This window comes from Cupriavidus sp. 05N40 (assembly GCF_056397305.1).
In genome coordinates this window covers 73,867-96,943 of the sequence record NZ_JBFTND010000013.1, presented here as the reverse complement: position 1 = coordinate 96,943, position 23,077 = coordinate 73,867, and the positions used below count along the sequence as shown (strand labels likewise).

At 65.7% G+C, this 23,077-nt stretch carries 25 protein-coding genes and 1 riboswitch; of the genes, 14 read left to right on the top strand and 11 right to left on the bottom strand.

Features of this window, described 5'->3' with window-relative positions; all coding sequences use genetic code 11:
• From AC1DO7_RS05340 to AC1DO7_RS05300, 9 genes are all read right to left on the bottom strand, one after another.
• The coding region (locus tag AC1DO7_RS05340) for a 3,4-dihydroxy-2-butanone-4-phosphate synthase (protein ID WP_477115866.1) at positions 1-173 on the bottom strand (173 nt) is incomplete at its 3' end.
• Positions 174-377: 204 nt separating this feature from the next.
• Positions 378-998 (bottom strand): riboflavin synthase, encoded by a 621-nt coding sequence (locus AC1DO7_RS05335; protein ID WP_441613234.1) that lies wholly within the window; start codon positions 996-998, stop codon positions 378-380.
• 128 nt (positions 999-1,126) lie between these two features.
• Positions 1,127-2,245, bottom strand: coding sequence for a bifunctional diaminohydroxyphosphoribosylaminopyrimidine deaminase/5-amino-6-(5-phosphoribosylamino)uracil reductase RibD (ribD, locus tag AC1DO7_RS05330; protein WP_441613233.1), 1,119 nt, complete (start codon positions 2,243-2,245; stop codon positions 1,127-1,129).
• Between the two features lie 81 nt (positions 2,246-2,326).
• Positions 2,327-2,878 carry a GspH/FimT family pseudopilin gene (locus tag AC1DO7_RS05325; protein WP_441613232.1) on the bottom strand — a complete coding sequence of 184 codons (552 nt, stop codon included), beginning with the start codon at positions 2,876-2,878 and terminating at the stop codon, positions 2,327-2,329.
• A 3-nt stretch (positions 2,879-2,881) separates the two neighbouring features.
• The gene (locus tag AC1DO7_RS05320) at positions 2,882-3,331 is read right to left on the bottom strand and encodes a type IV pilin protein (RefSeq protein ID WP_441613231.1); all 450 of its coding nucleotides are present in this window, start codon (positions 3,329-3,331) and stop codon (positions 2,882-2,884) included.
• Between the two features lie 87 nt (positions 3,332-3,418).
• Entirely contained in the window at positions 3,419-5,143 is a 1,725-nt protein-coding gene (locus AC1DO7_RS05315; RefSeq protein WP_441613230.1) for a pilus assembly protein, read from the bottom strand.
• Positions 5,140-5,751 (bottom strand): pilus assembly PilX family protein, encoded by a 612-nt coding sequence (locus tag AC1DO7_RS05310; RefSeq protein WP_441613229.1) that lies wholly within the window; start codon positions 5,749-5,751, stop codon positions 5,140-5,142. The genes AC1DO7_RS05315 and AC1DO7_RS05310 overlap by 4 nt, the downstream gene beginning before the upstream one ends.
• Positions 5,751-6,704, bottom strand: a complete 954-nt coding sequence (locus tag AC1DO7_RS05305; RefSeq protein ID WP_441643193.1) for a PilW family protein — start codon at positions 6,702-6,704, stop codon at positions 5,751-5,753. The genes AC1DO7_RS05310 and AC1DO7_RS05305 overlap by 1 nt, the downstream gene beginning before the upstream one ends.
• Entirely contained in the window at positions 6,689-7,225 is a 537-nt protein-coding gene (locus tag AC1DO7_RS05300) for a hypothetical protein (protein WP_441613227.1), read from the bottom strand. Before AC1DO7_RS05300 ends, AC1DO7_RS05305 begins: the two co-directional genes overlap by 16 nt.
• Positions 7,226-7,633: 408 nt before the next feature.
• Between AC1DO7_RS05300 and AC1DO7_RS05295 the strand changes: the two genes are divergently transcribed.
• From AC1DO7_RS05295 to AC1DO7_RS05270, 6 genes are read left to right on the top strand one after another with little or no spacing between them, the layout of a single operon-like run.
• A complete protein-coding gene (locus AC1DO7_RS05295) occupies positions 7,634-8,125 on the top strand; it encodes a type IV pilin protein (RefSeq protein ID WP_441613226.1) in 492 nt (163 codons plus the stop codon).
• 7 nt (positions 8,126-8,132) lie between these two features.
• Positions 8,133-8,651 carry a GspH/FimT family pseudopilin gene (locus AC1DO7_RS05290; RefSeq protein WP_441613225.1) on the top strand — a complete coding sequence of 173 codons (519 nt, stop codon included), beginning with the start codon at positions 8,133-8,135 and terminating at the stop codon, positions 8,649-8,651.
• A gap of 1 nt (position 8,652) precedes the next feature.
• Positions 8,653-9,099, top strand: coding sequence for a type IV pilus modification PilV family protein (locus tag AC1DO7_RS05285; RefSeq protein WP_441613224.1), 447 nt, complete (start codon positions 8,653-8,655; stop codon positions 9,097-9,099).
• Between the two features lie 7 nt (positions 9,100-9,106).
• Positions 9,107-10,276 carry a PilW family protein gene (locus AC1DO7_RS05280; protein ID WP_441613223.1) on the top strand — a complete coding sequence of 390 codons (1,170 nt, stop codon included), beginning with the start codon at positions 9,107-9,109 and terminating at the stop codon, positions 10,274-10,276.
• Between the two features lie 44 nt (positions 10,277-10,320).
• Positions 10,321-10,836: a pilus assembly PilX family protein gene (locus tag AC1DO7_RS05275; protein WP_441613222.1), complete on the top strand. Its 516-nt coding sequence runs from the start codon at positions 10,321-10,323 to the stop codon at positions 10,834-10,836.
• A 6-nt stretch (positions 10,837-10,842) separates the two neighbouring features.
• Positions 10,843-14,439 carry a pilus assembly protein gene (locus AC1DO7_RS05270; RefSeq protein ID WP_477115865.1) on the top strand — a complete coding sequence of 1,199 codons (3,597 nt, stop codon included), beginning with the start codon at positions 10,843-10,845 and terminating at the stop codon, positions 14,437-14,439.
• 44 nt (positions 14,440-14,483) lie between these two features.
• On the opposite strand, the gene nrdR is transcribed toward AC1DO7_RS05270, so the two are convergent.
• A complete protein-coding gene (gene nrdR / locus AC1DO7_RS05265) occupies positions 14,484-14,948 on the bottom strand; it encodes a transcriptional regulator NrdR (protein WP_441613220.1) in 465 nt (154 codons plus the stop codon).
• 159 nt (positions 14,949-15,107) lie between these two features.
• The gene (gene glyA / locus AC1DO7_RS05260; protein WP_477115864.1) at positions 15,108-16,355 is read right to left on the bottom strand and encodes a serine hydroxymethyltransferase; all 1,248 of its coding nucleotides are present in this window, start codon (positions 16,353-16,355) and stop codon (positions 15,108-15,110) included.
• A 122-nt stretch (positions 16,356-16,477) separates the two neighbouring features.
• Positions 16,478-16,579: riboswitch (ZMP/ZTP riboswitch) on the bottom strand.
• A gap of 163 nt (positions 16,580-16,742) precedes the next feature.
• On the opposite strand from glyA, the gene ybgC reads away from it, so the two are divergent.
• The 8 genes from ybgC to queC all read left to right on the top strand — a co-directional run bounded on the left by ybgC (position 16,743) and on the right by queC (position 23,050).
• On the top strand, positions 16,743-17,147 hold the full coding sequence (gene ybgC / locus AC1DO7_RS05255; RefSeq protein ID WP_441613218.1) for a tol-pal system-associated acyl-CoA thioesterase: 405 nt from the start codon (positions 16,743-16,745) through the stop codon (positions 17,145-17,147).
• A complete protein-coding gene (tolQ, locus tag AC1DO7_RS05250; RefSeq protein ID WP_441613217.1) occupies positions 17,144-17,827 on the top strand; it encodes a protein TolQ in 684 nt (227 codons plus the stop codon). The genes ybgC and tolQ overlap by 4 nt, the downstream gene beginning before the upstream one ends.
• Positions 17,828-17,896: 69 nt before the next feature.
• The gene (tolR, locus tag AC1DO7_RS05245; RefSeq protein WP_441613216.1) at positions 17,897-18,334 is read left to right on the top strand and encodes a protein TolR; all 438 of its coding nucleotides are present in this window, start codon (positions 17,897-17,899) and stop codon (positions 18,332-18,334) included.
• 19 nt (positions 18,335-18,353) lie between these two features.
• The gene (gene tolA / locus AC1DO7_RS05240; RefSeq protein WP_441613215.1) at positions 18,354-19,502 is read left to right on the top strand and encodes a cell envelope integrity protein TolA; all 1,149 of its coding nucleotides are present in this window, start codon (positions 18,354-18,356) and stop codon (positions 19,500-19,502) included.
• Positions 19,503-19,646: 144 nt separating this feature from the next.
• On the top strand, positions 19,647-20,912 hold the full coding sequence (gene tolB, locus AC1DO7_RS05235) for a Tol-Pal system beta propeller repeat protein TolB (RefSeq protein ID WP_441613213.1): 1,266 nt from the start codon (positions 19,647-19,649) through the stop codon (positions 20,910-20,912).
• 16 nt (positions 20,913-20,928) lie between these two features.
• Complete coding sequence (gene pal / locus AC1DO7_RS05230; protein WP_441613212.1) at positions 20,929-21,441, top strand: peptidoglycan-associated lipoprotein Pal; 513 nt, start codon at positions 20,929-20,931, stop codon at positions 21,439-21,441.
• A gap of 18 nt (positions 21,442-21,459) precedes the next feature.
• On the top strand, positions 21,460-22,218 hold the full coding sequence (gene ybgF, locus AC1DO7_RS05225; protein WP_441613211.1) for a tol-pal system protein YbgF: 759 nt from the start codon (positions 21,460-21,462) through the stop codon (positions 22,216-22,218).
• Positions 22,219-22,294: 76 nt separating this feature from the next.
• Entirely contained in the window at positions 22,295-23,050 is a 756-nt protein-coding gene (gene queC / locus AC1DO7_RS05220; RefSeq protein ID WP_441613210.1) for a 7-cyano-7-deazaguanine synthase QueC, read from the top strand.
• The last annotated feature ends 27 nt before the right edge of the window (positions 23,051-23,077 follow it).

Here is a 23,077-nt window from a genome sequence, read left to right as displayed (position 1 = left end):
AGGCAGATCAGGCCGCGCCCGTACTTCGCCATGAAGTTGATTGCCTCGGGTGTGACGAAATCGGCAGCCAGGACCAGGTCGCCCTCGTTTTCGCGGTCTTCCTCGTCGACCAGGATGACCATGCGGCCGGCACGGATTTCGGCAATGATTTCTTCGGTACGGGCGATTGTCATGGATGGCAGGCTGGAGAACTGGCTGAAATTGGGGCGGAGTGCTTTGAAATTCGGGGCGGGATGGGATTGCTGGCCGGCTGGCGGGGCGCGTTGGCCGGGTTTTCGGAAAAAACCGGCCGGCCGCGCCAGCGGTCTGGCCCAATATTGTACGTCAAGCCGGCGCCGCGGGGCGCGGTGCCGCCGGCTGTCGGCTCGGTTCGGGACTCAGCCGGCCTTGGGCGCGCTCATCATGCGCTCCACGTAGCGCGCGATCAGGTCGATTTCCAGGTTTACGCGGGCGCCTGCCTTCAGGTCCTGCAGCGTGGTGACTTCGATGGTGTGGGGGATCAGGTTGATCGAGAACGTGCAACCCTGCGCGTCGTCGCTGACCTTGTTGACGGTCAGCGAGACGCCGTTGACCACCACGGAGCCCTTGTACGCCAGATAGCGGCCGAGTTCGCGCGGGGCGCGGATGCGCAGTTCGTGGGACTCGCCCACCGGGGCGAAATGGACGACCTCCCCGAGGCCGTCGACATGGCCGGACACCAGGTGGCCGCCGAGGCGGTCGGCCAGGCGCAGTGCCTTTTCCAGGTTGACGCGGCCCGGGCGGTCCAGGCCGGCGGTCTTGTCGAGCGATTCACGCGACACATCTACGTCGAAGGCGTCGCCATCCAGCGCGATCACCGTCATGCAGGCGCCCTGGATGGCAATGCTGTCGCCGAGGATGACATCGCTCAGGTCCAGTCCGGTGGCGCGCACGCGCAGGCGCACGCCGGCGGTTTCACCGGCAGCCAGCGGGGAAATGGTTTCGATGCGGCCGACGGCCGCGACAATGCCTGTAAACATGGTCAGTGCGGGATGCAAGGGGAAAACACGCATGCTAGCAGGTGCGCGGCCAGTTCGTTTTCCCGGCACGCGGCGGTGGCCGTGGCCGCGCCGCCGCCCGGCGCCTGAACGTGATCGCTGCCCGGCACCTAGACGTGGTCGGCGCGGCGGGCGATCAGGCGCAGGTCTTCGCCGACCATGCGCACGTCGTGCCAGCGGAAGGCCGCGGCATCCTGCAGGCGCGCCAGCGGCGGCAGGTTGAACATGCCCTGGGCATCGCCCAGCAGCTTGGGAGCCAGGTAGACCAGCAGTTCGTCGACGCAATGCTCGCGGATCAGCGAGCCGTTGAGCTTGAAGCCGGCCTCCACATGCAGTTCGTTGATGCCGCGCTTGCCCAGTTCCTCCAGCATGCGGCGCAGTTCTACCTTGCCATGCGGATTGGGCAGCACCACCACCTCGGCGCCGCGGGCTTCCAGCGCCCGCCGGCGGGCAGCGTCGTCGAAGGCGCAGAAGACCAGCACCGGCTTGGCGAAATCGCCGGTGTCCGGCGTGAGCAGGCGCGCATCCAGCGGGATCTCCAGCCGCGAGTCGACCACCACGCGTTGCGGCTGGCGCGGCGTTTCGATGGCGCGCACGTTGAGCTGCGGGTTGTCGTCGCGCACGGTGCCGATGCCGGTGAGGATGGCGCTGGCGCGCGCGCGCCAGGCATGGCCRTCGTCGCGSGCSGCCTGGCCRGTGATCCACTGGCTGGTGCCGTCGTGCAGCGCCGTGCCGCCGTCGAGCGAAGCCGCCACCTTGACCCGCACCCAGGGCAGGCCGCGCGTCATGCGAGAGACAAAGCCGATATTGAGTTCGCGCGCTTCCTTTTCCAGCAGCCCGCAGCGCACGTCGATGCCTGCTTCGCGCAGGCGCTGCAGGCCACGCCCGGAGACCGAGGGATTGGGGTCTTCCATGGCAGCCACCACGCGGGCGATGCCGGCGCGCGCCAGCGCATCCGCGCACGGCGGCGTACGACCGAAGTGGCTGCATGGCTCGAGCGTGACGTAGGCCGTCGCGCCCGCCGGGTCGTGGCCGTTTGCCGCGGCGTTCTTGAGCGCCTGGATTTCCGCGTGGTCCTGCCCGGCCGGCTGGGTGAAGCCCTGGCCGATGATCTTGCCGTCCTTCGACAACACGCAGCCGACGCGCGGATTGGGCGTAGTGGTGTACATGCCCCGCGCAGCTAGCGCGAGAGCCTGTGCCATGGCTGCGTGGTCGGTGTCAGAGAACATGAGGCTAGGGTGTCGCTCGCGGCGCGTTGGGTGGGGATCGGTCTCGGCAACAGGATACCCGGGCGTCCGGATGTCACGATGTCACTGTGGATCGGGCTGGGCGGCGCCGTCGCAGTCGGCATCCCGTCCCGGAGTGCAAAGGCGAACCCGGCCATGCGCGCCGAGCCTCAGCTGCCGTTGTTCACCGCGGCAGGACACGGTGAAGGTGGCGGCAAGGAAACCACCCTGCTCTGAGCGAGAGTATCCCACAGCTGTCATGCGCAGCGTATTGTTGCCTTGCGCCGTAGAGCGCAGGCCGATCCGCAGGCAGGCGCTGCGCATTTCCACCACCGCAAGCGGCGGTGCGGCGTGTTCGCCCGCCGTCACCACGCTCAAATGCCAGCCGCGGTCGAGCGTCGTGGCACCGGGCAGCGGCGCGAGTATCACGTCGCTGCGCCTGGCCACGGCGGTGGCGCGCGCCAGCGCGAGCGAGCCGGCCAGGCGGTCCGCCGCCAGATCGACCTGCTGCCGCGCCACCATGTGCTGCAACGACGGATAGGCCGCCCCGGCAAGGATGGCAAGCACGGCCAGGCAGGCCAGGAGTTCGGCAAGCGTGGCGCCGTGCCACGGGCGCCACGCCAGCGGTCGCCCCATCGCTCAGCAAACCGGCGGTAGCGGCACCGCTTCGGCGGCATGCGCTGGATGTGCAAGCCATTCGCCCGTGCTGCGCAGGATCAGCGTGCCGCATGGCGCATCGGGCCGTTGCGGCACGGCGCGAAGCTCGACGCAGCGCTCCAGCTCCCCGCCCGGGCAAGCACCGGCACTGATCAGATGTCGGGAGCGCGCCGGCGGTGCCGGCACGGGGCGCGGCCACTTGCCTGCCACCTGTCCGCCGCCGGGCTCGGCTGCGAAGGTCATGGCGGCCAGCGCGTGGCGTTCCAGTTCCAGCATGCCGCCAAGCAAGGCGCTGCGCGCCTCGGCGCGCCAGCCGCGCTCCAGGTGCTGGTGCCAGGCGGGCACGACCATGGCGGCGAGGATGCCCAGGACGGTCAGCGTGACCAGCAATTCGAGCAGGGTAAAACCGGTTGGGCGGGGTCTGTGCGACATGAGCGGTTCTCCGGTTGCGGACCGGCGCACCACGGGATGCGCGACGGGCGGTGAATGAGGAGGGGAGGGGAGGTGTGGCGTGCCGTTTCAAGGGGCGCCCGCGCGGATCAGCTCCCGCCAGCGCAGGCGGCCGGTGCGGCGGCTGGCCACCGTGCTGGCGAGTTGCGTGGCACGGCCCGCCTCAAGGGACCAAAGTGTCAATGTCACCGTCGCGCGCGCGCCTAGGCCAGGCCCGCTCGGCGGTGCCGGGGAAAGCGGCGTGGCGGCAAGGCTGATCGCGGCGTCCGCACCGACGGCTTGCCCGCGTGGCGGCTGCACGAGGGGCTTGCCGGGCGGGGCGGCATCTCCGCTCAGCGCGCGGAGCAGGTAAGCCCGCTGGCGTGCGTCGGGCGTGCGCGTAACCAGGGCCAGGTGACCCGGGGCGGCGGGCAGGATCCGCTCCAGGCGCTCGCCGGGGTTGGCAAGCACTCGTTTCCAGCCGCCCGTGGCTTGCGCGTTCGCCGAGGTGGCAGGCTCGAACACGGCGGCGACATCGCCGCCGCTGCCGTACACCACGAGATGGCCGCCGGGCGCGCTGATGATCTCCGGCGCCACGGGTATGGGCGGTGCCGCTTGCTGCGAGGCGCGCGTATCCAGGCGGTGCTGGCAACGGCCGTCCTCCCCGAGCCACGGCGCTGGCCCGCGCAGGTCGAAGCGCCAGAGGCGGCCGGCGTCATCCACGGCATAGGCTGCCACGGCCAGCCCGCCAGCATCGGACAGCACGGTCGCGGCGAGCAGCGCCGTACCGGCCGTGCCTGCCCCGCAGCCGCTCGCGGGCAAGCGCAGGCGTTGCACGGCGTACTTGCCGAGCCACGGGGTGTGGGCGGGTTTGTCCAGTGGCAGCAGCGCGAGTCCGCCCGGCGCCAGCGGCACCATCGCATACCATCTGTTCCCGTCAGGCGCGGGCAGGGCCAGCGCCCGGATCGGCCCCGCGGGCGCCAGCGGAAGCGCGGGGGAGGCATGGGCTTCCCACAGCGGGCCGAGCGGGGGCTCGAGCGCGGTATCGGTGATATCGAGGGCGAACACGGCGGCCGGGGCCTGCTGCCCCGCCTGCCTCGCCTGCCCCGGGCGGGCGGCCGTGATTGCTGCCATGCCGCACAGCAGCACAGTTCGCCAGCGTCCCGGTCCGAGCAGGACATCGGCGGCCTCGGGGAATGGGCAGGGAACCTGGGCTGGCCGGTTGGCGGGGGCTGACAGCGTTCCTCGCGCGACTGGTCCCGATGGTGCCGCCTGGCCCGGCAGGACGCCTGGCGCGTAAGCCAGCACTTCCTCGCCGGTGCCGGCATCGAAGGCATGCAGCAGGCCGCCGTGTGTTCCCAGCCAGACGAGGGCGGGGCGGGCCGCATGCTTGCGGGCAAACCTGGCGTGGCCGGGGCGGCCTGGCATCCATGCCGGCGGCGGCACGAGAACTGGCTGCGCACCGGTCGGGCTGCGGGCCAGGGGCGCCCGACGCAGCCTAGCCAGATGCCGTGCCGCGGCGCCATCCACGTCCGGTTGCGCGGAGAGCAGCCGGCGTGAATCCGGATCGCGCGCGGCAAGCCGTGCTCCGGCTTCCCAGGCGGGCAGGAAGGGCGCAGGCAAATGCGGAGGTTGCTTCGCAGTCGTGGCCGGACGGACAAGGGCGAGCAGGCGGCCGGTCCCGGGCTGCTGGCCGGGCTCCGCTATATAAATGAGCGACTGCCGCGACGCCGTGACGGAGCCCTGCACCGCGCCGGCGCCGAGACCGGCGAAGAAGGCGACCAGCAGGCCGCAGCCCAGGACAGCGCGCCTCATGGCTCGAATTCCGTCTGCAGCAGCCTGCGCACCGCCCGGTCGCGCCCGGCGCCAAGCGCGGTGATGCGAAAGCGCAGCCGCGGGCCGCCGCTCGCATACCCTGGCGTCAGCCATTCGCCGGCTGGCCGCTCGTGGAGCAGCTCGACCACGTAGCGCGGCAGCGCATTCGCGCCAGCGACGTCTGGCGGCAGCACCGGCAGCGTGGTCCCCGTGAAAGCGCCCATGGCGACGCCGGTGGCCACATCCGCTCCGCGCGCATCGAGCCAGTCGTCCCAGGCCGGCGGCAGGCCCACGCCGGGCCGGCACAGCCCCAGCCGCGGTCCCTGCCCGCACTGGCCGGCCGGCGGCCACGTGCCCAGCCGTGCATCCGCGCCGGCGTTGCCGGCGCGCAGTGCCTGCAGCAGGTCGGCCTCGGCGTCCAGCAGACCGGTCTCAGCCGCACGGAAGGCAATTTCGCGATCGAGCTGGTAGGTGCCGATCTGCCGTGCGGAGAGCAGGAAATGCAGGCCAGCCACCATGGCGGTTGCGGTGAGCAGCAACATCGTGGCGGTCAGCATCAGCGTCGTGCCGCCGGCGGCACGGTGCCGCGCGTTCAACAAGGGCAGCATCAACATACCGCTGCCGCGCAAGGCACGGCATTGCGCAGCCGTACCGAGGCCGAGAACACGCGCCGCATCACACCCGGCCCCGCGGGCGGCTGGAATACCGTGTCGCCGCCCTGGACATCGGGCGTGGGCGGAAACAGCACGAGCCGCTGCCCCCCAGCTGCCTGCGGCAGCGGCCGCTCGCCGCGCAAGACCAGCGCCACCTGCACCGCCAGTACCCCGCGCCATGCAGACGTTCCCCGCCGGTTCAGTTCCTCGGCGCGCAGGAAGGTGTCCGGCTTGCCGTCGCCGCTGGTGTCGATGCCGTAGCGCAGCTGCATGGCCTCGACGCCGCGCACCAGCGCGCCCGATGTCCAGCTGCCAGCCTGCACCTGCCCGCCGCGCCGGCTTGCATAGCGGCACAGTAGCTGCGGCTCGCCATCGGCGCCAATGGCGACGTAGAGCAAGTTGGCGCCCGCATACGCCGTGGCGGGCGCTGCGCCGGCCGCATCGCCCACGCTTTGCGCCGCCAGCGCATAGCCGCTGCAATCCACCATGGTCCGGTCCGGCACGGTCGGCTGCAGTTCGCGTCCGCTGCCACTGAAGCGCACCAGCAACGCGTCGCTGCCATTGACGCCGCTGCGCGCGCAACTGGGGACGGCGGCGATGCCGGGCTGCCCGCAGTCGTCGCGCCCGGACAGCGCCGGCGGCGCATCGGCGGGATCCGGCGCGGCGTCCGGCAGCCAGCCGGCGTGGTGGACCAAGTGCGTGACGATGGCGAGCGCACGCTGGCCGCGTTCTTCCAGCAGCACGAGATCGACCGCGGTGCGATAGGCGGCCTGGGCCATATGAAGGGCCGACATCGCCAGCGCGCTAACCAGCAGGCCAAGGGTCAGGCCGACCAAGAGTTCGATCAGCGAGTAGCCCTTCCAGCGTTGGCGCAGGGGAACACAAGCGCTTGTCACGGTCGCACCCATAGTGCAATCGTGCGCAAGCGCGCATTGTTGCTGTTGCCGCTGGCCGCGTCCGCGAACGCATGGAGCGGACCAACGACCGCCAACTGCTGCCCAGCCACGCAAGCCGGCAGGATGTGTTGGTCGCCTGCGGAAGCAAGTGATTTGCACAGACGCAGGTGCTCCGTAGCGATGCCGCGGGTGTGCACCGAAGACAGTACCAGTGATGGTGCTTCGAGTTCGGCCAGCTCGGCGCCCGCGCGCGTCGCATGGCTGAGCGCTTCGTAGTGGCGCAATGTTCCAAGTGCGACAGGTGCGAGCGTGCAGAGCGGCAGGAGACCAATGCCAAGCAAGGCGAGAGCGGTAAGAGCCTCGATCAGGAAGAAACCTCGCATGGGCGGATTGCCCTCGCAAATCGGGGGCATGACATGTCGCGGCGGCAGTTCTCTGAACGTATTGACATGAGTGGCACCGAGCGGACGCAGAAAGCCCGCGCGCCGGGCGCACCGATTCATGTAAGCCGGATGAAGTGTCGCTGCGGGCATGGCAAATCCGCTCTGGATGACGATTTGCCGAGGATGCCGCGCCAAAGATCAGGTGAATGTGCCGGGCAGTGACGAGTTTGAAAATTCATGTTGCAGACATATGTGGCCACAAACCAACGCCGGCGATCGAAAATCATGGGCTAGAGCGCCTGAATTGACACTTCCCTGTCCTTTCCCCCACTATAGCGGGGTGGCGCTGACGGCTGGATGCGCTATGAAGTAAGCAAGGCCGATGCGCATGTCGCCGGCCCGCAGAAAATTAAAAGATATTTCGGGATGGGTTCGGTGCTTCCATCGCAGAGTGGGATGCCGGAATCCGGATGAGTTATTCAACCGGGGGTCATATGAACTGGGTCAAATCTTCGCTCGCGCAGCGCCCGTATCCGGCTGTTTACCGGCGGCGTTGACATGTCCGCGCCGCTTCGCTATTTCGCGACCGCGCCGCGCCTCCTCACTCAGCAAGACGCTCCGCCTGGATCAGGCCGGCGCGGATGTCGAGTGGCGCGCGGCTTTACCTTGATCGAACTGATGGTGACGGTGGCGATCCTGGCCATCCTATCGGCGATCTCTATTCCGATGTACTCGGACTACGTCACGCGTAGCAAACTGTCCGAAGCCTTTGATACGCTTTCCGTTTTCGGCTTGCGCATGGAGCAGAGCTTTCAGGACAACGGCAACTATGGCGTGGCAGCTTGCAATGTTTCCACGTCGTCGGCGAACTTCTCCTACCAGTGCAACCTGACTTCTGCTGGGCAAGGCTTCCTTGTGACTGCGCAGGGCAAGGGACCGGTCACCGGGTATACCTATACGCTTGACCAGACCGGCAATAGAGCAACCACTATCTACAAGGGCCAGGCGGCAAATGGCGCCTGCTGGTGGCTGACTGCGGGGAACTGCTGATATGAGGATGAAAGGGCTGTCTCTTATCGAGATGATGGCCGTGCTTGCCATCATCTCCATTCTGTTGATGGTGGGCGTGCCGAGCCTGAGCGACTATTTGCAGAACAACCGCTTGCGTGCCGTCGGCGAACAATTGTCCTCCGATCTCAAGGCTGCGCGCGTTGAAGCGCTCAATCGCAACCGGATGACGACATTCACGATGTCGGCAAAGGGCTGGTCCTACGCGGTGCCAAGCGCTGCCGGATTCGCCGGTTATTCTGCCTCTCCGCCGGAGATGAGCCGGGCGGTGGCTATTGCCTCGAACCAGGCATCGATTTGCTTCGACGGTACTGGGCGTGTGCTGGCAGCGGATTGCGGCGGACCGCCGGTGGCGCTGCCGCAGTTTGATGTCCAGCCTGTGAGCGGAAGTGCCGCCTGTCAGGCCAAGGGCGGGACCATGCAGTGCTTGCGCGTGACGCTGTCAGCGTTGGGGCAAGCGCGCGTGTGCAATCCTGCGGCCGCGGCCAACAGTGTGATGGCGTGCTGATATGAAAGTACGCACCGAAGGCTTCGCGCTAATCGAGGCGCTGGTGTCATTGACGCTTTTCTCGATCGGGATCGTTGGCTTGTGCGCGGCGACCTTGCTCGCGGCCAAGCAGAACTCGCAAACGCGCTACCGCACGGTGGCACAGTACTACGCCGCGGAGATCATCGGGGTCGCCACGGTGGATTCCGCGAACGCAGCTTGCTACACCGTGCCCGCCGGGGGTGGCTGCACAGCGGGCACGGGCCAGGCGATCGCTGCCGACTGGTTGACGCGCGTGAAGGCGGCGCTGCCCAGCGATGTACCGCATGCGCCTAGCGTGGTGTACGACGCCGTCTCAGGCAATATGACCGTTACGCTGCAATGGAAGCTTGCGGGCGAGGCACAGGAGAAGACCTACGTGAGCCTCACCACGTGGCACAACCTCGTGACCACCACTAACCTCAGGTAGCCACTCCATGCACGCCAGGCTTCACTCGCATCTGCGTACTAGCGGCTTTACGCTGATTGAGTTGCTGGTCGGCCTAGTTGTCGGTCTGATCGCCGGGGTCGCCATTGTCAGTGCGACTTATTTTTTCGAAGATTTCAAGCGTACGCAGTTCGGTACGAACGCCGCCGCCGACAGCAGTGTGCTGGCGATGCTGGCGATCGAGCGCGATATCAAGGGCGCAGGGGTAGGCGTTGCCACGAGCGGGCGAAACAACCAATCCACCATCATCTGCCAGGCGCTGAATGCCTATTTCAATGGCGTGCTGGTCGACAATGCCGCCATTGCGCCGGTATGGGTGACGCGCCCGGGCGGGGCGGGCGCTTCGGATACGATTTCCGTCGCGGGCGCCGTCTCGATTAGCGCTGCCGCGCCCATTGCCCTCACCACTGGCATGGCCGCCGCATCGGATTCGCTGAACGTGGCTTCGGCCCAGGGGATCAGCGCGCCAGGCCCAAATGCGCAAGGTTCGGTGCTGCTGGTGTCCGCGTACAGCGGCACCGGCAGTGTGACCTCGCCCTGCACAGTCATGCAGGTCAGCGGCACATCGCTGCAAGCCAATAGTACGCAGATCGCACATGTGGCTGGTAGCGGCAACTGGAATCCTCCGGCGACAGTCGCATTCTCGAATCCACAACTATATGGCGCAGGCGCCAGCGTAATGAACGCGGGGGCATTCTCCTGGACGGCCTACCAGGTGAACAATGCGACTGCCATGCTTGAACTTGTCAATCAGTTTGCCGCAGCCAATACCCCGGCGACACCCATGGCCGAGAATGTGGTCTACATGCGCGCGCAATACGGCGTGGCGGCTGGGGTGGGCCTGAGCGTCTCCCAGTGGGTTGATGCAAGCGGGGCATGGGCATGGCCGCTGAGCGCGGCAAACATGAGTCAGATCCGCGCAATCCGTGTAGGCCTGGTGACGCGAATTCCGGCGGCGGTAAAGCCGACGGGAGGAGCGGGAGCTGCGTGCGATGCAACCACGGCCGCGACGCTGCCCGTGATATTTCCGGCTACCGTATCGCCGCTGGGAGCGGCCGTGTCAGCCGACCTGAGCGCGACGCAGAACTGGCAATGCTATCGCTATCGCACGCAGAGCCTGGTCATACCGCTCAAGAATATCGTGTTCGGAGAACAATAAGTATGCGATCGCTTCGCGCCCAGAGAGGCCTCGCACTTCCGGTAGTGCTGATCATCCTGCTGGCCATCCTGGTGTCCGCCGTCTCGTTGCTGCGCTCCGGGTCGGTGTCCGGAACCACGGCCGGCAATATCGCCTTCAAGGAGGCTGCGAGCCATGCGACCGACCTGGCCTTGACCGCGGCAAAGGCCACTCTTGACGGGATTGCCAATCCGGATGCCACGGATAGCACCAAGCAGTACTACGCGACTTCCGGGACCTTCGCGGTGGACCAGAATGGCCTGCCCAATGTGAACTGGGGCGACATCAACACTTTCCCGCAGGTCAAGGTCGCCAACGGTGGCCTGCAGTACCAGTACGTTGTCGAGCGCCTTTGTGGTCTGACGCCGGTAACCGATCCTTACGGACAATGTACTGCCCGTCCCAAGACGATTCAGGGGCCGGGCAGCTACCAGGTAGGCTCACCGTCGCTGCAATTGCCGCAGGTTGCTTATCGTGTGACGGTACATGTTACAAGCCCGCGTAGCGGCGAGACATTCGTTCAGGCAATCCTTAACAGATAATCTGCCATGAAATTCTCTACGTTGCTCAAGGCCTGTCTGGCAGTTTCGGCATTAGCGGTGATTTCGGCCTATCCAGCTTCGACCGACATCTCCGTCACCCCATTGTCCGCAACGTCGCAGGCTCCTCCCAATGTCATCTTTGGCGTTGACGATTCGGGGTCGATGGACTTCGAGGTGCTGATGAGTACGAGCGACGGTGCCTTGTGGTGGAATACGAGCAACAAGAACTTCTACTCGAATGGCACGTTCAACTTCAACGACACGGGATCGTCCGGAAGCCCGTGGATGAAGTATGCCTATCTGTTCCCGAACGGCCAGAGCACGAGCAATGACAGCGATCTGCGCCGCTATGCCGACTCGAACTCCGACCACTACGCAATACCGCCTCTGCCGCAGTACTCGTACATGCGCAGTTCGGACTACAACCCGCTCTATTACAACCCGAACGTAACTTACGTCGCGTGGCCTACCGCCTATGTGGGTAGCGCCATGAAGAGTTTCGGCGACGCGAATACGGCGGCTACACGCAGCCACCCATACTACCCGACCCAGAGTTCGTCCTCGCCCTACCTGTGGAACCTGGCGACGACAGTCGCTGCGCAAAACAGCGCGGCGGGCAATACGGCCTTCCGCATGTTTTCTGGCATGACGATCACGGCGAAGTGGGCGTCAGACAACGGCTACACGACGATCTACTACAAGCCCAAGAATGGCAATTGGACGTCAAGCAATATGGCGTCCGATCTCACGGTACCCGACGCCGCGACCTACTGGGACGTGTCGCTTCCGTATCGCCCTGCGACATACTACGTCAAGGATGCGACCTGCAAGGCCAATACCGCCGGATGTAACGCCACCCCGGATGGCAGCTATGTGCGGGAGTGGCAGATCACCGCCGCCAACAGCCTGAAGTTTCCCGGCGGGCGTACATATAGCGCCGAATTGCAGAATTTCGCCAACTGGTTCCAGTACTACCGCAAGCGTAAGCTGATGCTGGCCTCGGGCATGGGCCAGGTATTGACGAATCTCAAGGGCATGTATGGCGCCTATACCAACTTCAACTCCGGCGCGGGCACCGATGTCACCATGTACGACTTTTCTTCGACGGACAACTCGAAGAATGGCTCCGCCTTGCTGGGGGCGATTTACCAGAGTGTAGCGTCCGGCGGTACGCCCACGCTTGAAACACTCAACTTCATTGGCAAGCAGTTCATGAGAACGGACGCTAATGCGCCGGTCAAGTTTGCATGCCAGCAGAATRCCGGCTTTATCCTGACTGATGGCTATGCCAACAAGTCAACCGTGACGCCGCCAAGCTATTCGGCGAGCAGCAACTTCATAAATAGCGCGCCTTACACGTCGATCCCCAAGCCTTCCTTGGCGGACATTGCCAGTTCCTACTTCGTCAACAATTTGCGCGGCGATCTCACTAAGGGACTGGTGCCGGTGAATTCGACGGACAGCTCATGGAATGCCGACAAGAACTCCGACCCGCATATGAATACGTATGCAGTGGCACTGGGAGCCAGAGGTTATATCTATGGTCAGAACGCGGCGCAGACCGCCAATCCGAACCTTAACCCGCCAGCCTGGGTGGCTACATCCCAGAACTACAGTCCGAACGCCCTGGACGACCTTTGGCACGCCACTATCAACGGTCGCGGGCAGATGTTCCGTGCCACCAATGCCGCGGACCTGACTTCGTTCTTTCAGCAGGTCCTTCAGAGCCTGCTGTCGAAGTCCGCATCCAATGCGGCGATTGCTGTCAGTTCCACCAACGGCGGCGGCGCGGCGTTCATGGCTAGCTACAACGGACAGAATTGGTCCGGTGAACTGACTGCCGCTCCTATCGACCCGACAACCGGCTTTATCAATGCGGCGGCGCCGTTGTGGAAGGCGCGCGACCAACTGACCAGCCTCACGCCGAGCGGGCGTCGGATCGGTACCTACGATAACGGGAAGGGCGTTGCGTTCGCGGCGGGGTCGGGGGCCGGGTTCCTGCAGCCGGCCACTATCAGTCTTCTCAATACTCCTGGGAAGACTGACGGAGCCAGCGTGTTGGGCTACTTGCGCGGAGACCGTTCGCTGGAAGGCAGCACCTATCGCACACGGTCGTCGCTTCTCGGCGATATCGTTTCGGCGGAGCCCGTGTATGTCGCAGGTGCCGCAGCCTACTATTCGGATCCGGGCTACCCTAGCTTCCAGAGCCAGTTGGCATCACGCAAGTCGGCGATCTACCAAGGGGCAAACGACGGCATGCTGCATGCATTCGATGCGTCCTCGGGGGCAGAACTCTGGGCTTACGTGCCGGGCGCGCTCCTGACCTCGAGCGGGAAGATGAATGCGTACACAGTGACGCCCTACACGCACCAATACTATGTGGATGCAACGCCGGCGGTTGGCGATGTCTACATGGCAGGTACCAAGACCTGGCAAACATTGCTTGTCGGCGGCTTGGGGGCGGGTGGGAGTGGCTACTACGCGCTTGACGTGACCAGCTCTACGGCGCAGAGCGATGCGGACGTAGCCAGCAAGGTGAAGTGGGAGTTTCCGAATTCTTCCACCAGCAGTACGGACGCAGCCAACCTTGGCTTGACCTTCGGCAAGCCTGTTCTCGCCAAGACCAAAGCAATGGGGTGGGTGGTACTGGTGCCGTCGGGCTACAACAACAATGTGGTTCGCAATGGCGGAACGCAGGGCGATGGCAAGGGCCGGCTGTTTGTGCTGGATCCTGCGACCGGCAATGTGCTCAAGTCGATTTCGACGGGGGTTGGCGATACCACTACGCCTTCCGGGCTGGCCTATATCTCAGCGTTTGCGGCGAACGGCGCCACCGATGCGACGATCGACTACGTCTATGGCGGTGACCTGCTGGGGAATGTGTGGCGTTTCGATCTGTCTGGCACCACCGCTACAGCATGGAACGTCAGCAAGCTGGCCAGCCTTGCTGATAGCACCGGCAAGGTACAGCCGATCAGCTCGGCGCCGGAGCTTACTGTCTATAACGGGCAGCGCATGGTGTTCGTGGGTACGGGGCTGTTGCTCGGTCAATCAGACCTGGGCGTCAGCAATGTGCAGTCGATGTATGCGCTGGTCGACAAGATGACCGCGGCACCGCTGATCTCCAACGTACGGACCGCTCTCGTGAAAAGAGCCGTGACACTATCGGGGTCGGTTCGGCATATCAGTAACACCCCCGCAATCGACTACACCAAGAACCCGGGTTGGTATTTCGACCTGCCAGGGTCGGGCGAACGTGTGGTGACCAATCCGACAGCAGTCGCGGGAATCCTGGTCTTTACGACCGACATCCCTTCGGCGGCGACGTGTGGCTCGTCTAGTTACCTGTACGCCGTTGACTTGACCACCGGCGGCGAACTGCCCAGCACGAATTTCACCTTGACTGGCCAGTCTCCGTGGACAGGCATTGCGCTGTCCAATACTGCGCTGTCGTCGAGACCCTCCCTGGTCGCGCTGACCAATGGCAACCTCGATGCGCTTACCCAGCAGTCGAATGCAACTTCGTCCACATCGCGGCTTCCCATCAATCTTCTGGGGACATCCAAGCGAGTGGCATGGAAGGAGGTCTATATCCAGAAATAAATGGCGTATGGGGCAGGGGGGAGCCCCCTCTGTTCCGCGCGTGTTCAGCGCTTGCTATTGTTCCCGCTCACCTCGGCCAGCACGTCCGAGAATTCCGCCACGTCCTCGAAGCTCCGATACACCGAAGCAAAGCGGATATACGCAATCTTGTCGAGCCGGCGCAGTTCGCGCATGACCTGCTCGCCGACCTGGCTGCTGGGGATTTCCTTTTCGCCAAGCGCAAGCAGTCGTTCTTCGATACGGGCCAGCGACGCGTCGATGGCTTCGGCCGAGACGGGGCGCTTGCGCAACGCCAGGCGCATGGAGTCCTTCAGCTTGTCGCGGGCATAGTCCGCGCGGGAGCCGTTTTTCTTGACGATGGCGGGGAAGGACAGTTCGATCCGCTCATAGGTGGTGAAGCGGCGGTCGCAGGATTCGCAGCGGCGGCGGCGGCGAACGGTATCGCCTTCTTCCGACATGCGCGTGTCCAGGACCTGCGTATTGGAATGGGCGCAAAAGGGGCATTTCATGCCTGACCACCTTGTAGTTTGAGCCTGGGCGCCGGCTGCGCGGGGCAGCGCCCCGTTATCTTGTCATTCTGTGATGCGCCGGGCCGGGTTGGCAAGGCCCGCGCCGCACAGCGGCACGGGGCTGCCGGCCGCCCGCGCTCAGGCGGGCGGCGCAGGGCATCAGCCGTAGACCGGGAAACGCTTGGTCAGGGCCGACACTTGCTCGCGCACGCTGGCGATGTTGGCTGCGTCGTGCGGGTTGTCCAGCACGTCGGCCACCAGGTTGGCCACCAGGCGGGCTTCTTCTTCCTTGAAGCCGCGGGTGGTCATGGCCGGCGAGCCCAGGCGGATGCCCGAGGTGACGAAGGGCTTTTCCGGGTCGTTGGGGATGGCGTTCTTGTTGGCGGTGATGTGCGCTTCGCCCAGCACGCGTTCGGCTTCCTTGCCGGTGATCTTCTTGGCGCGCAGGTCGACCAGCATCACGTGGCTTTCGGTGCGGCCCGAGACGATGCGCAGGCCGCGCTCGATCAGGGTCTCGGCCATCACGCGGGCGTTCTTGACCACTTGTTGCTGGTAGGTCTTGAACTCAGGCGAGAGCGCCTCCTTGAAGGCCACGGCCTTGCCGGCGATGACGTGCATCAGCGGGCCGCCCTGGATGCCGGGGAAGATGGCCGAGTTGATGGCCTTCTCGTGCTCGGCCTTCATCAGGATCACACCGCCGCGCGGGCCGCGCAGGCTCTTGTGGGTGGTGGTGGTGACGAAGTCGGCGTGCGGCACCGGGTTGGGGTACTCGCCGGCGGCGATCAGGCCGGCGTAGTGGGCCATGTCGACCATGAACAGCGCGCCGACCGACTTGGCCACGCGGGCGATGCGCTCGAAGTCGATGCGCAGGGCGAAGGCCGAGGCGCCGGCGATGATCAGCTTGGGCTGCTTTTCATGGGCCAGCTTTTCCAGCGCGTCGTAGTCGATGTCTTCGTTGGCGYCCAGGCCGTAGCTGACCACGTTGAACCACTTGCCGCTCATGTTGAGCGCCATGCCGTGGGTCAGGTGGCCGCCTTCGGCCAGGCTCATGCCCATGATGGTGTCGCCAGGCTTGAGGGCGGCGAAGAACACGCCCTGGTTGGCCTGGGAGCCGGAGTTGGGCTGCACGTTGGCGGCTTCGGCGCCGAACAGTTGCTTGACGCGGTCGATGGCGAGCTGTTCGACCACGTCGACGTACTCGCAGCCACCGTAGTAGCGCTTGCCGGGATAACCTTCGGCGTACTTGTTGGTCAGTTGCGAGCCCTGCGCGGCCATCACGGCCGGCGAGGTGTAGTTTTCCGAGGCGATCAGCTCGATGTGCTCTTCCTGGCGCTGGTCTTCCTTCTGGATGGCGGCAAAAATCTCGGGGTCGATCTGGTCGATCGTATAGCGGCTGCGTTCGAACATGGCGAAAAACTCGTCTTAAGAAATGGGGATCCGAATGGCTTCGGGGTAGGGCGCGCGGGGAAGGCACAGGCGACCGGCGCCGGACACGTCAGAAGTCCGGCGCAGGGCGCACCCTGCTTCCCATTCRCTGCCCAGGCGAGCGGCAGGCGCTTGAAACTTCGCGCCAGAGAGCTTGCGCTTCCTCGTGGTAGTACCCACTGACTTCGCCAGTCGCGCAAGATGGAATGGTTGGCGGCAGTTTACGCGAGGCGCCGCCCGGCCGCAAGACGTGGGCCGGGCGGCGGCAGCGCATAAAGTCAATGGCTTGTCTGTCAGACAATGTAATTGTTGTAAAGTCAGACAAGGGTTTACACCGGGTCGGGCCACCTGTCCGCTACAATCGCGGCCATGAGCAACAATGTGTGGGCCCTGCGGGTGTACTGGGAAGACACTGACGCGGGCGGCGTGGTTTTCTACGCCAATTACCTGAAATTCTTCGAGCGCGCCCGGACCGAGTGGCTGCGCTCGCTCGGCATCGAGCAGCAGGCGCTCGCGGACGGAGCGGGCGTGGTCTTTATCGTCAGGAGCACGGCGGTGGACTACAATGCCCCCGCCCGGCTGGACGACCTGCTCGAGATCCGGACCCGGATTGAACGGGTTGGGCCGGCATCGGTCCAATTCGCCCAGGAAGCCTGGCGTGGGGAGCAGTTGCTGGCTACCGGCGCCATCCGTGTCGGATGTGTTGATCGCAGCACGTTCCGCCCGACCCCCATCCCCGCTCCCGTCCTCGCAACCATCAAGACCGCCCGATGAACCCCGTGACCGTCACGCAAGACCTGTCGATCATTTCGCTGGTGCTGCACGCCAGCTTGCTGGCCCAGGCCGTCATGGCCCTGCTGCTCGTCATGTCCCTGTTCTCGTGGACATATATCTTCCGCAAGCACCTGGCGCTGCGCGCCGCGCGCACCCAGACGGAGCGCTTCGAGCGCGATTTCTGGGCCGGCGGCGACCTCCAGGCGCTATACCAGAGCGCGGCCAACAACCGCCACAGCACCGGTGCCCTGGAACGTATCTTCGAGTCCGGCATGGGTGAATACCTGAAGGCACGCGAGCGCAACCACGAAGCCGGGGCCCTGCTCGACGCCGCCCGGCGCGCCATGCGCGCGGCTTACCAGCGCGAGATGGATGTGCTGGAATCGCACCTTCCGTTCCTGGCGTCGGTTGGCTCGGTCAGTCCCTATATCGGCCTGTTCGGCACCGTGTGGGGGATCATGAACGCCTTCCGCGGCCTGTCGAATGTGCAGCAGGCGACGCTGGCTTCCGTGGCGCCCGGCATCGCGGAGGCGCTGGTCGCCACCGCCATCGGCCTGTTTGCCGCCATTCCCGCCGTGATCGCCTACAACCGCTACGCCACCGAGATCGATCGCCTGGCAATCCGCTTTGAAAGCTTCATGGAAGAGTTCCTGAATATCCTGCAGCGCCAGACTCGCTGAGCTGCCGGTTCGCGCCGGCTCGCGCAAGTCCACGCAGTTACGTAGTCAAGGTCAAGGAGAAACCCGCATATGGCAGCGATACAGCGCCGCGGCGGTTCGCGCCGCCGGGCCAGCGCCGAGATCAACGTCGTTCCCTATATCGACGTGATGCTGGTGCTGCTCGTCATCTTCATGGTGGCGGCACCGATCGTGAATCCGGCCGTGGTCGACCTCCCCACCGTGGCCAACGCCACGCCGCAGCAGAAGGCGCCGCCGATCGTGGTGACCGTGCATGAAGACGGCCAGCTGACCGCACGCGGCAAGGACAATGCCGGCAACGCCTTCGACCGCAAGGTCGACAAGGCCGGACTGGTGGCATTCGTGCATCAGCGCCAGAACGAAAATCCCGACCAGCCCGTGGTGATCGCCGCCGACCGCTCGGTCAAGTACGAGTCCGTGCTCGACGTGATGTCGGTGCTCAAGGCCGACGGCGTCAAGCGCGTCGGCCTGATGGTCAAGTCAAAGTAATCAGACATTGCAGCGCGAGATGAAGACCGTCGCCTATCCTTATCAGCCGGTCAAGGAACGGGGAACCATGCGTTCCTTCCTGCTCGCGCTCTTCATGCACCTGCTGCTGGGCATCGTGCTGTACTACGGCGTGCACTGGCAAAGCAGCACTCCGGTCGGCGCCGAAGCCGAGTTGTGGGAAGAAATCCCGGACACGGCCGTCGCGCCGCCACCGCCGCGTCCCGTGCCCGAACCGGTGGTGCAGCCGCGTCCGGCCCCTCCCGCGCCCGCGGTCAAGTCCCGCGCCGAGGAAGACGCCGATATCGCGCTCGAGCAGCAAAAGCGCAAGCAGGCCGAAGCTGCCGCCCGCGAGGAAGCACGCAAGCAGGCCGATCTGCGCGCGCGCCAGGAAGCCGAGCGCCAGGAAGAGGCCCGCAAGGAGGCCCAGCGCAAGGAAGACCAGCGTAAGGACGCGCAGCGCAAGGAAGACCAGCGTAAGGACGCGCAGCGCAAGGAAGATCAACGCAAGGAAGACCTGCGCAAGGACGCGCAACGCAAGGAAGACGCGCGCAAGCTTGCCGCCCAGCAGGAGCAGCAGCACAAGGAGCAGGCCGAGCGCGACCGCAAGGAAGCCGACGCCAAGGCCCGCGCGGATGCGAAGGCCCGCGCGGACGCCGACGCCAAGGCCCGCGCCGAAGCCGACGCCAAGGCCAAGGCAAATGCGGACGCCAAGGCCGCCGCCAGCGCGAAGGCGAAGGCCGACGCGGACGCCAAGGCCAAGCGCGATGCCGCCGCCAACGCGCAGCGCCACAGCGAACTGGCGCGGCTGCAGGCCATGGCCGGCGGAGCCGGCGTGCCGGGCGGGGCCGGCGGCGTGGGCAGCAATGCCGGCAGCGGCGCAGGTTCGGGTGGCAAGGCCTCGCCGGGTTATTCGGATCGCGTACAGCGCAAGGTGCAGCCCAATATCAAGTATTCGGAGGATTTCCCGGCCAGCCTCGCGGCCGTGATCTCGGTCCGGCTGGCACCGGACGGCGCGTTGCTGTCGGCTCGGGTCAAGTCGTCGAGTGGCAACGCGGCCTGGGACGACGCCGCCCTGAGGGCGGTGCAGAACTCGGATCCGCTGCCCAAGGATGAGAACGGCAAGGCACCCCCGAGCTTCGACATCCGGCTGCGCCCGCATGCCAATTGAAGCGGCGAACGTAACAATATGCATAGTGAACGGATGCCTGGCGACGATGCGGCTACTATCTAGCGCTCATGGCCGGGCACGGCCGGCAAGTTAAACCATTTGTTAGGAAACGACATGCGATTCTGCAAACGGAACATAGCCTGGATGAAGGGACTTCTCCTCGGTAGCCTGCTGCTGCTGGCAACCGGCGCCCAGGCGCAATTCACGGTGGAAGTCACCGGCGTAGGCCCGACCCAGTTCCCGATTGCCACGGCCAACTTCCAGGGCGAGGCGCAGGCACCGCAGAACCTCACCGCCATCATCCGCAGCGACCTGCAGCGCAGTGGCCGCTTCCGCAATGTCGACGTGGCCGGCGCCACGGTGGCCGAGTCCGCCAACGTCGACCTGGGCAGCTGGAAGTCGCGCGGCGCGGATGCCTTCGTGGCCGGCAGCGTGACTCCCACCGGCAACGGCCAGTACGATGTCCGCTTCCGTCTCTACGACACGCAGAAGGGGCAGAGCCTCGGCGGCCTGGCCTTCACGGTCGGTGCCAACCAGCTGCGCGTCACCGGCCACAAGATCGCCGACTACATCTATGAAAAGCTGCTGGGCGAGCGCGGCGTGTTCGCCACGCGCCTGTCCTATGTGGCGCGCGTGGGTGGCCGCTACCAGCTGCTGATCTCGGATTCCGACGGCCAGAACTCGCAGGTGGCGCTGACCAGCAACGAGCCGATCATCTCGCCGTCGTGGTCGCCGGACGGGGGCAAGGTTGCCTACGTCTCGTTCGAGGCCAAGAAGCCGGTGGTCTATGTGCATGACCTCGCTTCGGGCCGCCGCACGCTGGTGTCGAACCAGAAGGGCAACAACAGCGCGCCTTCGTGGTCGCCCGACGGGCAGCGCCTGGCGGTGGCGCTGTCGCGCGACGGCAATACCCAGATCTACCAGGTCAACGCCGACGGCTCCGGCCTCAAGCGCCTGACGCGCAGCAGCGCCATCGACACCGAGCCGCAATACGCGCCGGACGGCCGCAACATCTATTTCACCAGCGACCGGGGCGGTGCGCCGCAGGTCTACCGCATGCCCACCGGCGGCGAGGAAGCCGGCGCGGCCCAGCGCGTGACCTTCAAGGGCAGCTACAACGTCAGCCCGCGCATTTCGCCGGACGGCAAGCAACTGGCCTACATTACCCGTAGCGGCGGCTTCAAGCTGCAACTGCTGGACCTGGGCAGCGGCGATGTCACTTCGCTGACCGATACCGCCAACGACGAAGCCCCGAGCTTCGCCGCCAACGGCAAGTACATTCTCTACGCCACCCGGGTGGGCGGTCGCGCGGTGCTGGCGGCGGTATCCACCGACGGGCGCACCCGGCAGGTTCTGTCCCTCCAGTCCGGCGAGGTTCGCGAGCCGTCCTGGGGCCCATTCATGCAATAACGAGGAGTATCACGCCATGACCCAAATGATGACCAAGACCCTTGCCGTAGCCGCACTGCTGGCCCTCGGCGCCTGCAGCTCCGGCGTCAAGCTGGACGACACCGCCAACGCCGGCGCCAACAAGGGCGCGCCGACGACCGATGCCCGCGCCGTGGCGCCGGTGGACGTCTCGCGCGATCCGCTGAACGACCCGAACAGCCCGCTGGCCAAGCGCAGCGTGTACTTCGACTTCGACAGCTACAGCGTCAAGTCCGACTACCAGGGCATGCTGTCCGAGCATTCGAAGTACCTGGGCGCCAACAAGGGCCGCCGCATCCTGATCCAGGGCAACACCGACGAGCGTGGCACCAGCGAGTACAACCTGGCGCTGGGCCAGAAGCGCGCCGAGGCCGTGCGCCGCTCGCTGTCCTCGCTGGGCGTGCCTGAAAGCCAGATGGAAGCCGTCAGCCTGGGCAAGGAAAAGCCCAAGGCAACCGGTCACGACGAAGCCGCCTGGGCGGAAAACCGCCGCGCGGACATCACGTACTAATCCGCGCATAGGCATCTCATGAAAGCACGCGTCTCCAAGTTGGTATTGCTCACTGCGATGTCCTGCGCCAGCCTGCTGCCGGTGGCGCAGGCGCGAGCGGGCGTGTTCGACGATGACGAGGCGCGCCGCGCCATCGTTACCATGCGAGACCAGTTCAACGGTTTCCAGGCGACGGCATCGCAGCGCATCGACCAGAACAGCCGCGCCCAGCTCGACATGCAGAACCAGCTCGAGGGCCTGCGCCAGGAAGTGGCGCGGCTGCGCGGCCAGAACGAGATGCTGCAGAACGAGGTGACCACGCTGCAGAAGCAGCAGAAGGACTACTACGCCGACCTCGATGCGCGCCTGAAGAAATTCGAGCCGCAGCAGGTCACCGTGGACGGCCGTGAGGGCTTGTCGCAACCTGGCGAGAAGACCGAGTACGATGCCGCGCTCAAGCAGTTCCAGACCGGGGACTTCAAGGGCGCGGGCAACGTATTCGCCGGGTTCATCAAGAAGTACCCGCAGAGCCCGTATGTCCCGCTGGCGCAGTTCTGGCTCGGCAACTCGCTGTACGCGCAGCGGGACTACCGCGGTTCCACCACGGTGTTGCAGAACATGGTGCAGGCGTACCCGGACCACCCCAAGGTGCCCGACGCGCTGATCGCCATCGCCAACAACCAGATGGAATCGGGCCAGAAGCCCGCGGCCCGCAAGACCCTGGAGCAGGTGGTGGCAAAGTATCCTGGCACCGAGGGCGCGCAGGCAGCGAGCAATCGCCTGAAGACGCTGAAGTAGGCGTTGCGCGGGCCGGCGCCTCGAAAGGGCGGCCTTGCCGGAGCATGACAAAGGCCCGCATTCGCGGGCCTTTGTCATGCTCGCGCTAAAATACGCGATTCGCCCTGATTTTCCGCGTGCCGCCGTGCGGCGCCGCGCCCCCGCCATCATGAAAAAACGCGCTATCGTCCTGCTCTCCGGCGGCCTGGATTCCGCCACCGTCCTCGCCATGGCCAATGCGCAGGGCTTCGAGACCTATGCCCTGTCGATGCGCTACGGCCAGCGCCATTCCTCCGAGCTGGAGGCGGCCAGGCGCGTGGCCGCGGCCCTCGGCGCGGTGCGCCACGAGATCATCGACCTGGACCTGCGCCGCTTCGGCGGCTCGGCCCTGACCGACGACAGCCTCGATGTGCCCACCGACGGTGCCCTCGGCGGCATCCCCGTGACCTACGTGCCGGCGCGCAATACGATCATGCTGTCGCTGGCGCTCGGCTGGGCCGAGGCCGTGGGCGGGCGCGACTTGTTCTTCGGCGCCAACGCGGTCGACTATTCCGGCTATCCGGACTGCCGCCCCGAGTACGTCTCCGCCTACGAGGCGCTGGCCAACCTGGCCACCAAGGCCGGCGTGGAAGGCGAGCGCATTCGCGTGCATGCGCCCATCATCGACATGACCAAGGCCGAGATCATCCGCGCCGGGGTCCGCCTTGGCGTTGACTACGGCATGACCGTGTCGTGCTACCAGGCCGACGACGATGGCCGCGCCTGCGGTGTCTGCGATTCCTGCCGCATCCGCCGCAGCGGCTTCGAGGCCGCCGGCGTGCCCGATCCCACGCGCTACCAGGATGCTGCCTGACGGCTGACCGGCAAGGCGGCGCGATCG

Coding starts and splice junctions, on each gene's coding strand:
- AC1DO7_RS05335 (WP_441613234.1), bottom strand. CDS start 998: ATGTTTACAGGCATTGTCGCGGCCGTCGGCCGCATCGAAACCATTTCC.
- AC1DO7_RS05325 (WP_441613232.1), bottom strand. CDS start 2,878: ATGGGGCGACCGCTGGCGTGGCGCCCGTGGCACGGCGCCACGCTTGCC.
- AC1DO7_RS05320 (WP_441613231.1), bottom strand. CDS start 3,331: ATGTCGCACAGACCCCGCCCAACCGGTTTTACCCTGCTCGAATTGCTG.
- AC1DO7_RS05315 (WP_441613230.1), bottom strand. CDS start 5,143: ATGAGGCGCGCTGTCCTGGGCTGCGGCCTGCTGGTCGCCTTCTTCGCC.
- AC1DO7_RS05310 (WP_441613229.1), bottom strand. CDS start 5,751: ATGCTGCCCTTGTTGAACGCGCGGCACCGTGCCGCCGGCGGCACGACG.
- AC1DO7_RS05305 (WP_441643193.1), bottom strand. CDS start 6,704: ATGGGTGCGACCGTGACAAGCGCTTGTGTTCCCCTGCGCCAACGCTGG.
- AC1DO7_RS05300 (WP_441613227.1), bottom strand. CDS start 7,225: ATGCCCGCAGCGACACTTCATCCGGCTTACATGAATCGGTGCGCCCGG.
- AC1DO7_RS05295 (WP_441613226.1), top strand. CDS start 7,634: ATGTCCGCGCCGCTTCGCTATTTCGCGACCGCGCCGCGCCTCCTCACT.
- AC1DO7_RS05290 (WP_441613225.1), top strand. CDS start 8,133: ATGAAAGGGCTGTCTCTTATCGAGATGATGGCCGTGCTTGCCATCATC.
- AC1DO7_RS05285 (WP_441613224.1), top strand. CDS start 8,653: ATGAAAGTACGCACCGAAGGCTTCGCGCTAATCGAGGCGCTGGTGTCA.
- AC1DO7_RS05280 (WP_441613223.1), top strand. CDS start 9,107: ATGCACGCCAGGCTTCACTCGCATCTGCGTACTAGCGGCTTTACGCTG.
- nrdR (WP_441613220.1), bottom strand. CDS start 14,948: ATGAAATGCCCCTTTTGCGCCCATTCCAATACGCAGGTCCTGGACACG.
- ybgC (WP_441613218.1), top strand. CDS start 16,743: ATGAGCAACAATGTGTGGGCCCTGCGGGTGTACTGGGAAGACACTGAC.
- tolQ (WP_441613217.1), top strand. CDS start 17,144: ATGAACCCCGTGACCGTCACGCAAGACCTGTCGATCATTTCGCTGGTG.
- tolR (WP_441613216.1), top strand. CDS start 17,897: ATGGCAGCGATACAGCGCCGCGGCGGTTCGCGCCGCCGGGCCAGCGCC.
- tolA (WP_441613215.1), top strand. CDS start 18,354: ATGAAGACCGTCGCCTATCCTTATCAGCCGGTCAAGGAACGGGGAACC.
- tolB (WP_441613213.1), top strand. CDS start 19,647: ATGAAGGGACTTCTCCTCGGTAGCCTGCTGCTGCTGGCAACCGGCGCC.
- pal (WP_441613212.1), top strand. CDS start 20,929: ATGACCCAAATGATGACCAAGACCCTTGCCGTAGCCGCACTGCTGGCC.
- ybgF (WP_441613211.1), top strand. CDS start 21,460: ATGAAAGCACGCGTCTCCAAGTTGGTATTGCTCACTGCGATGTCCTGC.
- queC (WP_441613210.1), top strand. CDS start 22,295: ATGCTCGCGCTAAAATACGCGATTCGCCCTGATTTTCCGCGTGCCGCC.